This is a genomic window from Persicitalea jodogahamensis, from assembly GCF_014651615.1.
Taxonomy (GTDB): Bacteria; Bacteroidota; Bacteroidia; order Cytophagales; family Spirosomataceae; genus Persicitalea; species Persicitalea jodogahamensis.
The window spans coordinates 840872-853321 of record NZ_BMXF01000001.1; the positions used below are offsets into that span (position 1 = coordinate 840872).

6 protein-coding genes are annotated in these 12450 nt (G+C 51.9%); 4 read left to right on the forward strand and 2 right to left on the reverse strand.

The features are described 5' to 3' along the window. Positions 1 to 5 precede the first annotated feature (5 nt). Both IE117_RS03465 and IE117_RS03470 read right to left on the reverse strand, forming a co-directional pair. Entirely contained in the window at positions 6 to 1628 is a 1623-nt protein-coding gene (locus tag IE117_RS03465) for a T9SS type B sorting domain-containing protein (protein WP_189562936.1), read from the reverse strand. Between the two features lie 310 nt (positions 1629 to 1938). Beyond that, a complete protein-coding gene (locus tag IE117_RS03470; RefSeq protein ID WP_189562937.1) occupies positions 1939 to 4686 on the reverse strand; it encodes a DUF1553 domain-containing protein in 2748 nt (915 codons plus the stop codon). Positions 4687 to 5568: 882 nt separating this feature from the next. Between IE117_RS03470 and IE117_RS03475 the strand changes: the two genes are divergently transcribed. The 4 genes from IE117_RS03475 (at position 5569) to IE117_RS03490 (ending at position 12367) form a co-directional block, all read left to right on the forward strand. Then, complete coding sequence (locus IE117_RS03475; RefSeq protein ID WP_189562938.1) at positions 5569 to 8745, forward strand: SusC/RagA family TonB-linked outer membrane protein; 3177 nt, start codon at positions 5569 to 5571, stop codon at positions 8743 to 8745. Between the two features lie 118 nt (positions 8746 to 8863). Continuing rightward, positions 8864 to 10342 carry a SusD/RagB family nutrient-binding outer membrane lipoprotein gene (locus IE117_RS03480; RefSeq protein ID WP_189562939.1) on the forward strand — a complete coding sequence of 493 codons (1479 nt, stop codon included), beginning with the start codon at positions 8864 to 8866 and terminating at the stop codon, positions 10340 to 10342. A gap of 115 nt (positions 10343 to 10457) precedes the next feature. Then, positions 10458 to 10925 (forward strand): hypothetical protein, encoded by a 468-nt coding sequence (locus IE117_RS03485; RefSeq protein WP_189562940.1) that lies wholly within the window; start codon positions 10458 to 10460, stop codon positions 10923 to 10925. 242 nt (positions 10926 to 11167) lie between these two features. Continuing rightward, positions 11168 to 12367, forward strand: a complete 1200-nt coding sequence (locus tag IE117_RS03490; RefSeq protein ID WP_189562941.1) for a pyridoxal phosphate-dependent aminotransferase — start codon at positions 11168 to 11170, stop codon at positions 12365 to 12367. Positions 12368 to 12450 lie beyond the last annotated feature (83 nt).

Genomic DNA, 12450 nt, shown 5'->3' on the forward strand with positions numbered 1-12450 from the left:
CGCGCCTACCGCAGCACCATGACTTCTTTTCGAAAAGTGTGCGAAGTACCGTCTTCGAACTTCACTTCTGCCACTACCACGAAGTAGTTTTCTGCCACTGGCGTTTGCTCGTCGGTTTTTCCGTCCCAAATGATATCCCCGCTGCTCAGAGTGAGATTCCGGTTGCCGTGCACTGCGATGCCCCAGCGGTTGTACACTCGAAGCGATGAGAATTGCAGAGACGGAAAAGGAAAATGCACTGTGAGCTCGTCGTTCTGTCCGTCCCCATTGGGCGAGAAACTCGTGGGGACGAAGATCGTGTTCGCGCAGTCGGAGCGTACCGTCACTTTGCGCAAGACAACACAGTTTTTTGCGTCCCTGATCGCTACTTCGTAGTCGCCCACAAGCAGATTTTCGAAAGTGTTTCCTGCTCCGTAGCCACCGGCATTTATGGCGTACTGCAGGTTGTTGCCACTGGCCCGAATGGCAACTCGCCCGTCGGCCACACCGCAGGAAACGGGGGTGAGTTCGATGGCGTCGAGGTTGGGGCCGCTGCTGGCCGCAACGGTTACCGTCCTGGTATCGGTGCAGCCCAGCGTATCGCGCACCGTGACAGCGTAGTTGCCCGCCGCTAAATTGCGGAAAGCAGATCCCGGCTGAAATCTATTGCCATCTATGCTGAATTGAGCGCTGCTGGCTGTGGTCGCAATTGTGATGCCGCCATCCTCTTTACCGCAGGTAGTGGGCAAGGCCAGCACGGTAGTGATCTTGGTTGCCTCAGACTGAGTCAATGAAGCTTTCCGGGTAGCGGTGCATCCGGTGGCGTCCTTCACCGATACGGCAAACTCACCGCCGTTAAGCTTGTTGAATACATTACTGAATTGATAATTTTTGCCATCCAGTGAATATTGTAAATCGTCCGAACCCGTTGCCAGCACCGTTAATTGTCCATTGGCCTGACCACAAGATGTGTTCTCGGATTTTATATCGGTAATAACTACGTCCACAATCTCGATCTTGACGGGAATCGCCGGACTTTCCGTGTCGTAGAGCGTTTGGGTGATATAATAGGTTGTAGTCTGCGTAATGGGAGGACTAAACTGATTTCCCCGTGCTACCATTCGGGTTTTGTTGGCGGAATCGTACCAGCGGATATCCTTGCCTGTAACGGTCAGGTTGATGGGTTGACCCTTGCAGTACTTGTTGCCCGATTTCAGCACGATTCGGTAGAGTTCCACTTTGCCGCCGCCTTCTTCGTCGCAGAAGGGTGGGTTCTGGATATTGGTGTAAGTACCTTTTAAACTCTCCTCTGTCGGATCATATTTCAAATCCAGCGACCAGTAGCAAGTGAGTGGGGTATTGAGCGAGCCGTTGCTTTCCGATTCCTTAAATTTTACGGTAGTTGCCGTAACCGTGCCTTTCACGTAAGCCAATCCGCCGAATGCTACGAGGGGATTGGCCGTTTGAGCCGTGCCGCCCAGCGTACTGCCTGATTGAGTGAAGTTTCCAAAATAGTTGAAGATGGCGCTGTTAGGGTCGGAAGGGTAGGTGACTCCCAGCCAATAGCCAGCGTAATTTTGACTAAATACAGTGCCGATTTCCCAAAAAAACAACAGCAATATACTGGTTACTACGCGCTTGCTCATCATCCCGTGCCGTATTTTGTGTGTTGGTCAAAAGTACAAAAGCATTTTTAGACCAGACAAACCGTTTGCGCAAAATAAGGAAGACGCAGAAGCAGCCTTTTAAGGATTCACCCCTGTATATGACTTAGAAAAAGCTCCAAAGTGACTATAAATGTTCACTCAGGCTTCGTGAGGGGCTATATGGATAGACGAACTTGAATGCGCGAAATCAGCAATTTCGTGCACTTGCAGTAGAACCAAAATGTTCAACCAGCCAGCTACGGATTTGCTTTTACCCATCGACCGGGTGACTCCGGAAGTGCAATAGGGAGAATCACTCTTTCGTCACCACTTCATCCAGATTCAACAGCACGTTCGCCGATACCGTAAGCGCGGCAAGCTCGGGCGACTTGCGACGTTCGCCATAGGTGAGCAGGCTGTCGATTTCGTTTGGTTTCTGCCGATACTCACGCAGGGCTTTGTCATAGACGGTCAGCATCACGCTCAGGCTTTTGGGCTTGATCGGGTGGTACATCAGCTTGCGGTAGCCCTCCTGCAACTGTTGCTGAGGAGTTTTGCCCTTGCTTTGCATGTACTCGGCCAGTCGTTGGGCCGATTCGAGGTATACCGGATCGTTCATGGTCACGAGGGCTTGCAGCGGTGTGTTGGTACGGATGCGTCGTGACTGGCAAAACTCCCGGCTCGGTGCGTCGAAAGTCGTCATCGAAGGATAGGGGGCTGTGCGTTTCCAATAGGTATAGAGGCCGCGTCGGTAGCGATCTTCGCCTTCACTCTCCTTCCACTTACTGCCGTCGTAAGGCGATAGCCAGATGCCCTCCGGCTGCGGTGGCATCACGCTTGGGCCGTACATTTTGTCGGCCAAAAGACCGCTGACCGCCAGTGCCTGGTCGCGCACTTGCTCGGCGCTTAAGCGAACGCGCGGGCCGCGGGCCAAGAAATAATTGTAAGGGTCTTTCTCCTGTTTTTCCTTATCGGTTTCGGAACTTTGGCGGTAGGTGGACGACATCACCATTTCTTTCAGGAGTTTTTTGGTACTCCAGCCATAGTCCTCCATATAGGCCACAGCGAGCCAGTCGAGCAATTGGCGGTGGGTGGGTTCGCTACCTTGCGAACCAAAATCCTCCACAGTTTCAACAATTCCCAAACCGAACAACTGCTCCCACAGGCGATTAACCATCACGCGGGCCGTCAATGGATTATCGCGGCTCACAAGCCAGCGGGCAAGTTCCAGACGGTTGGCGGGTTGCTTGCCTTTGGGCATCTTACCAAACGCAGCGGGTACGGCGGGCTTCACCTCTTTGCCGTGTACCAGCCAATTGCCACGCTCGAAAACGTGCGTTTTTCGGGCCAGGTTGTCTTTGCCCTCCCATAGAATGGGGGTACTTTCAGTGCGGCTCCGCAACAGACGGGCATAGTCACCCATCACCGATTGATAATCCGGCAGATCAGCCCCCGGCAGCGCTTCCTGGAATGCCACCCATCTGATCTGGATCCATTTGTCAGGATTTTTAGGACTGTCAAACGTCATGTAAATCGAGTGCTTCCCTTTTATTTCCGGGAGTGGAATGAACAGTACTGTGTCCTGTCTTGGAACCTGAACTCTGGCCAGTTGGGTACCACGCAGCGAGTCAAGGCGCAACGTCATGACCGCCGATTCAGCGCCCGTGCTGACATTCATCACCAGACGGTTTTTGCCGGTGAGCGGTATATCCTTGATGCGGGCGGACCCTTCGTGCCTGCCACCATAGTACTTGGCATCCAGCAAAGCGGAGTTGACGTACTCATCAAAGTCGTGAGAGTTGATCTTTGGCTCCATGATTCGGATGAATTGTGTGACCTGCCTGGCTAGTCCGGGATCATGTTTTTTTACCCAAGCTTTTACACGCTCAACCCGGGCTGAATCCTGGCCTTCATAAAAACGTAGCGTGGGTGTTTCACTGGTCACGTCCTCGTCGCGGGTATTGTTGAAATAGGCCATGTACTTATAGTAGTCGTCGTGCGGTATGGGGTCGTAGGGATGGCTGTGGCACTGCACGCAGCCGAATGTGGTGCCCTGCCATACTTCCCAGGTAGTATTGACGCGATCAATCTGCGCCGCCACCCGGAACTCCTCGTCGACTGTGCCGCCCTCATCGTTGGTCATAGTGTTACGGTGGAAGCCCGTAGCAACCATCTGCTCCTCAGAGGGGAGTCCATCGGGGCCGGGGGGCATCAGGTCGCCTGCCAGCTGTTCTACCGTGAATTCACTGAATGGTTTATCCTGATTAAAAGCCCTGATGACGTAATCGCGATACCGCCAGATGCTGCGGCCGGGGTCGCGTTCGTAGCCCTTGGTATCGGCGTAACGCGCCAGATCCATCCACACCGCAGCCCAGCGCTCACCGTAGGCCGGGGAAGCCAATAGGCGATCCACCACTTTCTCGTAAGCGTTATCGGACTTGTCGCTCATGAAAGCCTCGGCTTCTTTTTGCGTCGGTGGTAAGCCCGTCAGGTCCAGGCTTACCCGCCGGATGAGCGTAGCCCGGTCAGCCTCGGGGGCAGGGCTGAGATCTTTGTCCTTTAATTTATTCAAAACGAAATGGTCGATGTCGTTCTTGGGCCAGTTGGCATGCTCCTCTCCCAATCCCAGCCATGACCAGAAACCTCCGCTGGAAGGTACTTCGGGGCGTTCCACTCGCTCGTACGACCAGTGATTGCCCCACTTGGCACCTTGATTGATCCATTTCTTCAAAGTACTTACCTCATCATCCGTAAGACCAGGCCCCTTCTTGGGCATCCGCTCGTCGGGGTCGTCAGTCAGGATTCGGCGGATCATCTCGCTGGCGTCGGCGTCGCCGCGCACCACAGGCCGCTTGCCTGATTTTCCTGGTTCCAGCATTTCCTCTTCAAATAGAAAGCTGACGTTCCCTGCCTTTTTGACCCCGCCGTGGCAGGCCATACAATTTTTGTTAAGGATCGGCTTGACATCGGTATTATAGTCTACCTGCTTCTCAAAAAGCCCGAGCCAGGACGTAAGCAGCGAAGCTATTCCGATTCCAAATACTACATAAATGATTTTCATGTCTGGCTTTTGATGATATGATTTTTCGAGGATCGAGCTCTGGGCGTGGTTTGCGTAACGCGCTCCCCAGTAAAGGGAAAAAGTACTACGATTTAACCTGAATAGTCAGCAAATCATTCGATTAATTTCAGCGACTCTCGCTTTTTCAAGTTTACAAAAGTCGTACTGTGGAATTTATTCCTGTCATGATAACGTATTTTTTTTAGCTTATTTTAAGAAAGGGTTTTTAAGCTGATGAAAACCTCTATAAATCAGCCTAAAAATAAATTCACTACGGCTGGTGGCTTTCGGTAGTTTATTTTTTAGTTAATATTAGATAAGTACAACTTGTATGGTCAATTTTAACTATCGCCTATTTTTTATTCTTCGATCTTAAATTTTTTATATTAAATAATTTGGTAGAAAGGTCATTTGGCGATACTTTTGACAAGTCATTTAAATAAAAAGGTCTTTCAATACAGGGCATTGTTTCCAGCCGCACTCGAAACAATGTCGGGCAAAATCGGAGAGGGATCGTACGGGCTGATTTTTAAAAATTAGCTGCCGGCAGCGATCGATCTGAGTAAGCCGCGAAGTTTCAGTTACAGGCAGACTGTTTAGTTACCCGGGTAAACTTGATTTATCCGGGGAGGGAGGATTTTTGTGATTTTTTATAAGAAAACCTGATGCGCAGGATCCTTCAACTCCGGTCTTTTCGGTCAGGAATACCATCGTTCAATTTATTTTGAGAAGCAATAAAATTCTGATTTATAATAGAGTATCATTTTGATTAACTGATGGTTGTGGGGTTCAGTCGCCCGTGTGTGCGGCCCACGATCGGCCCGAGCCACCACAGCCATCAGTTTTATTTATTCACCAATTTTTTAACCTAATAAAACGCAGATGAGGAAAACTGTACTATTGCTCTTCGCGGTGTGCCTGTGTTCAACACTGAGCTTTGCTCAGAGCCGGACACTGACTGGCAAAATCACCGCCACCGAAGATGGACAGGGCCTGCCAGGTGCTTCCCTGATTTATAAGGGTACCAACATTGGGGCCAATGCCGACGCTGACGGTAAATTTACTATAAAAGTACCGGGCGACGGTGTGCTGGTCGTCTCGTTCGTTGGGTTTCTGCCCAAGGAAATTCCCATTGGTAATCAGACCACTTTTGAGATTCAGCTATCCACGGACACCCGCCAATTGGCCGAGGTAGTTGTGACGGCTTTTGGTATTGAGCGTGAGAAGAAAGCGCTGGGCTATAGTGTGCAGGAAGTAAAGGGCAGCAGCCTGACCGAATCGCGCTCTACCAACGTAGTGAACGGATTGTCGGGAAAAATCGCAGGCGTTCGCATTCAGTCGAACGGCGGACCGGGTAGCGGCTCCACGATCCAGATTCGTGGCTCCTCGTCCGTTTCGGGTAATAACCAGCCGCTGATCGTTATTGATGGAGTACCCATGGACCAAAGTGCCAGCAAGCAATTCGGTGGGGGGATTTCGGAAATCAATCCTGACGATATCAAAGAGATGTCGGTACTGAAAGGCCCCAACGCAGCGGCACTTTACGGCTCACGTGCGGCTAACGGCGTTATCCTGGTTACCACCAAAAACGGTCAGGGAACAAAAGGTCTCGGTATTTCTTTCAACTCAAACGTTACCGTGGAGCGTCCCTGGATTAAGCCCGATTTCCAGAATACTTATGGCGGTGGAAATGGCTACCGCACCTGGTATAATGATGGCTGGAGCGGCTCAATCACCGATCCTGACCAGATTCAGCAGTACCGTGCCGTGTATGATGCACGCTATCCGTTGGCCGGTTCGGCCGGTACGGACGAAAGCTGGGGTGCGCCGATGGACGGTCGCCTGGTGCGGCAGTGGTGGACGGGAACCGATGTGGCCCCGCTGAAACCGCAGCCCAACAACTGGGAGGAATACTGGAACACGGGCTCTACGGTCAACAACAGTATCGCGCTTTCTGGTGGCAACGACAAGGGGTTCTTCCGCCTGTCGATGGGCCGGGTTGATCAGAAGGGCATAATGTATTACAATGATTACCACCGTACCAATTTCCGGGTTAATTCTGGCTATAATCTGGCCAAAAACCTGACTATCACGATGGCGGGCGAGTACATCAACACAGGTGCCCGCAACCGTAGCTATACATCAGGCCAGCAATTTATCTGGTCGCACCGTAGTGTGTCCTGGGCGCAGCTACGCGATTACGAGCAGTACGAGGATGTGCACATTCAACGGGCCGTGGCTGGTAAAACCCCCGATAGCGATCCCCCCAACTGGCAGCATACGTACTTTACGAATCCGTACTACATCGAGAAAAACCTGCCCAACGGCAATGATAAAAACCGCCTGCTGGGTAACATAGCTCTGAACTACAAAATCCTGCCTTCACTAAGCCTGATGGTGCGGACCGGTACAGACTCTTACACTGACACCCGCATCAACGTGGGTAACTTCGAGCGCACCCGCAATGGCAACACCACCCCCGGTACGTATAGCGAAACCGTGCTGACCAGTCAGGAAACCAACCACGATTTCATTTTTACCTTCAATAAGGATATTACGCCTGACTTCACCACGACCGTCCAGTTCGGAGGTATCGACCGCATCAATTCGTACAAGCGCAACTATTTCAATGTAGGTGCTCTGGTGGTAGATGGAATTTATAACGCTGGTAACTCAGTGCCCAGCCGCAACGTGATCGAGAGCGAAATCAGGAAATCGGAGGTACAAAGCCTGTTTGCTGCTGCCAACTTCGGCTGGCGCGACATGTTGTTCCTTGACCTCACCGCCCGCAACGACTGGTCGAGTACCCTGCCCAGCAGTGCCCGCTCGTATTTTTATCCATCGGCCTCGGTGAGCGCAGTGGTTTCGGATCTTCTGAACATCAAGAGTGACATCCTGACATTCGCCAAGGTGCGGGCCAGTCTGGCCCAGGTAGGTAACGACGCTGATCCTTACCGCCTGGCGCAAATATTCGAGTCGAACGGTTCATGGGACGGCTCACTGCCCAAATTCAACGAGAGCGTTCAGATCGCCAACTCTACGCTGAAACCCGAAATTACGACGGGGCTGGAATTCGGTGCCGATCTGCGCTTTTTCCGCGGGAAAGTCGGTCTGGATGCCACTTACTACGAGCAAACTACCCGCAACCAGATTTTGGGCGTGGAGATTTCCAAAGCCAGCGGATACAATACCCGGCTGCTTAACGCGGGTGAAATCACCAACAAAGGCATCGAGCTGACCCTTTCGGGAACTCCCTTAAAGCTCGACAACGGATTTAGCTGGGATGTTTCGCTGAACTACGCCCGCAACCGCAACAAAGTTGTGGCACTGGCCGAAGGACTCGACACCTATATCCTGGCTTCTCAGCGAGGTATGACTTCCGAAGCGCGGGTGGGCCAGCCCTATGGCACACTATACGGCAATGCCTGGGAGCGCTCGCCCGATGGGCAGATCGTTTACGGCGACAATGGCTTGCCCCTCAGACAAACCACGCAACAGATCATCGGGAACATCCAGCCCAAGTTTACGGGGGGGATGCTGAACACTTTCAACTTTAAAGGATTCACGCTGACGGCGCTGGTTGATGTGCGCATGGGTGGTGACATCTACGACGAAGGCACAGGCACAGGCCGCTGGACGGGCCAATACGCCGAAACGGCCCTTGGCCGTGAGGAAGGGGTCATTGGTAAGGGAGTACGTCAAATAACTGCCGCAGATGGGTCCAAGTCTTACGTTCCTAATGACATTATCGTGACGGCCAACCAATTGTATGCCTACAACAACCCCCGCAACTACCACGAAGCGGCTATTTTCGACGCCAGCTATGTGAAACTGCGCGAGGTGTCACTGGGCTATAACATTCCATTGTCAGTGATTCAGAAACTGCACCTGCAATCGGCCAAGCTGTCGCTGGTAGGCCGTAATGTGTGGATGATCTTTAAGAACACCCCGCACGTCGATCCCGAATTCGACTCCAAGGGGGGCAATGCTCAGGGCTTCGGTTATGGCGAACTTCCCAGCTCCCGCAGCTTGGGTGTGAATCTGTCGCTCTCATTCTGATTGGCTATCGGCCGGCTGCCGTCACGGGACACCCCAGTCAGCAGTCGGCTGCTTTCAACAATTCAAGAAACGATTTTTCAAAGCAGTATTTATTTAGCTGAAAGCTAACAACCTGATTATGAAAAAATATATCAATATAAAAACTTTTGCCTCCCTGGCTTTGGTAGGAGCGCTGAGCATTACCAGCTGCACCAAAGACTTCGACGAACTGAATACCAACCCCAACAGCCCGACGCAGATCGGGGCGCAGTATCTGTTGCCTTCGGGGATCGAGTCTTCCGTCGACCGCTACTGGGGAGGACGTGCCCGTTTCGAGCGGCTAAACATTGACGCCGCCGAGCTGTACGTGCAGCACTTCACGAGGAATATCTATTCCAACGAAGGAGACAATTTTAGCGTGTCGCCCGCCTTGGTGGCCAACAACTGGAAGAGCTTTTACAACGATGCGCTCCTGAATTTCCAGCGTATCATCATCCAGGCAGGCCCCAACGGCACCCAGCCCAACGCCAACTACGAAGGTGTGGCCCTGGTGATGCGTTCATGGGTGTTCTCGCTGCTCACGGATATGTACGGTCCCATTCCCTACACCGAGGCTTTGGCAGGTACTTCTGAAACGCCTATTTACAAGCCCGCCTACGATCCTATGGAAAAAGTGTACGCCGGGCTTTTGAACGACCTGAAAATCGCCAACGAAAAGCTTTCGGTTTCCGGCCCGGCTATTGCGGGTGACATCCTGTACGCTGGCAATATTCTGAAATGGAAGAAATTTGCGAATTCGTTGCGGCTACGGCTGGCCAACCGCCAGGCGGCCAAGAAACCAGCCGAGTCGAAGGCAATCATGGCCGAAATCCTGGGTGATGCGACCAAGTACCCCATCTTCACCAGCAATGCCGACAACGCCGCGCTGCAAACTACCTCCGTGTTGCCCAGTAACAACGAGTGGAATCAGGTGATGGTGCAGGATGGACGAACCGACTGGAACATCAGCTCGACACTGGCTGATAAGCTGAATGCACTGGGCGATTCGCGCATTACGGTGTATGCCAACCCTAACAAGGACGGCAAGTACCAGGGCCACTCCAATGGCTTGCCCGATGCGATCGCAACCAGCTATCTGGCGACCAGCTCCACCATCGGCAGCTACTTCGTAAAAGTCGACGCCCCCGAGGTTATCATGACTTACTCGGAACTCAATCTTATTCTGGCCGAAGCCGCGCTGGACGGCGACATCACCGGCGATGCCAAAGCGTATTTCGAAAAAGGGGTTACGGCTTCTTTTACACAATATGGCCTGACTGTTCCGGGCGATTACTTTACCAAAGTCGGGGCTGTAACCCGCGAAAAGGTACTTGAGCAGAAGTGGATTGCCCTCTTTGGTCAGGGCATCGAAGCCTGGATCGAGAAGCGCCGCACGGGTTTTCCCAAGTTCCCCGCTTTCGACAGCCGCGCTGTACTGGACAACGATGGTATCATGCCAACCCGTTTTCCGTACCCCAACTCGGAGTACTCGCTCAACCAGACCAACGTGGAAGCTGCCGTCGGCCTGATTGGCGGAACCAACGACATGAAGACAAAACTCTGGTGGGCAGAAAACTAGAAGGAGTGGACAATGAACAGGGCGGGGCCGTGAAACCTGTCAGCCCCTTTGCCCTGTCGGTAACACCAGTCCACTGTTATCAATCTCATAGTGATTATCTAACATCTCATAATTCATGAAAAAGATCCTTTCATATTCCCTGGTACTATTAGTGGCGGTTTCTTTTGCTGCCTGCAAAGTAGACGATCCTTTTGTGGATCGGGTGGTGGCCCCCGTGCTGGTGGACATCGTTGGAGCTTCCTTTGGAGCACCGCTCTCGAGCGAGCCCACGGTTTCTTATGCGACCAGCGGTAAGGTAATGCTAACGGCCCGGTTGCTGGAACTGGACAAGAGCGGAATCCTTGACAAGAACATCGGGATAGACTCCATCCCGGTGGCAAATATTCCGATGAAAATCACCCTACGCAACGGCGCTTCACTGGGTGAAGTCACTTCAAATGCACAAGGCGTTGTTTCGCTCGAAAAGACCTGGGCCGAACTTGGGGTTGCATCGCCCAAGGCGGGTACCGTGGTCAAGATTTCGTGGTCGGGAAACTACAAGGGGATCGCATTTACACGGTTATCTCAGGTGCAGGCAAAGTAAGATTAACTACGGCGGGCGGGGCTAATTGATTGGTCCCGCCCGTTTTATCGTACTGCATGTCCAAAATTGGAGTTAGGGTAGTTTAAATTAGAATATTTTACAAATCTTTAACTATGCGGAATAATTTCCTAATAGTCAATATGTTCTGTTCTTAAAAAAATTGTCTAATTTCGTTCTTACAAAAGAATAACGCTGTTTTCAACCTTTACACAAAATCAACCTTTATAATCCTGCTTTATCCCATGTCACAAAACATCGACCGCCGCAGCTTGTTGAAATCGGGTCTTCTTACTTTAGGTGGAATGGCCGTTGCTCCTCACCTGAAGGCCGGCGCATTTGCCAATGCGCCGCTCTATCTCGACCGCTCCAACCGGATCTACCGCAGCCCGCTGCTGCGTGAGCACTTTCTGAACGGACAATCCTTTGAGAAACTGGACGCCTCAAAGATGATCGCCAAGCTGAACGCCAACGAGAACCCCTACGGACCTCCCGCTGCTGCGATGGAAGCTGTAAAAGAATCAGTGAACGGCGGCAACCGGTACGCGTGGCGCGAACTTTACGACTTGATTGGTAAAATCGCCAAGAAGGAAGGCGTGAAGCCCGAGAACATCATGATGGGCCCCGGGTCGTCTGATTTGTTGGAAAAAGTGGCAATCGTTCTCTTCAAAGACGGTGGTAACGTTGTGTCGGCAGACCCTTCCTATATGTCGCTGATGAATGTGGCTAAGTCGGTAGGAGGAACCTGGAAAGCCGTTCCCTGCAACGACGACTGGTCGCACAACCTGAAAGCCATGGAGGCGGCAATCGATAAAGACACGAAGCTTGTCTATATCTGTAATCCCAACAACCCCGTGGCCATGATCACGCCAGGCAAAGAATTGGAAGATTTCTGCTCGCGTGTGTCCGAGAAAGTACCCATCTTCATCGATGAGGCATACATCGAACTGGCCGTGGGAGCCGATACCAAGAGTATGGTGGGCCTGTTGCAGCAAAACAAGAATGTCATCATTGCCCGTACTTTCTCCAAGATCATGGGCATGGCGGGTCTTCGTATCGGCTACATCGCCGCTCAGACTTCCTTCCTCGACCAGATCCAGGACATCACACGGGGTGGAATGGGCATCGCCTATACGTCTATCGCAGCGGCTTCTGCGGCTATGGATGATAAAAACTTCCAGGACAACACCCGCAAACTGAATCACGAGGCAAAGCAGTACCTGTTCGCCAGCCTCGACAAAATGGGTTATAAGTACATTCCTTCCTATACCAATTTCGTGATGTTCCCTATCAGCATGGATGGTAAGGAGTATCTCAAAAAAATGGGTGAAAAGGGTGTCATGGTGCGCTCATTCGATATTAAAGATCAAACCTACTGCCGCGTGAGTATCGGCACGATGGACGAAATGAAGATGTTCGTCAGCGCGCTGCAGGACATTAGCTAATTTTATTTTTCCGGCTCTTTGATGGATTTGATGTCTCCTGTACGATACTTCAAGACATCAAAGAGTCTTTTTTTTGCCCGTTT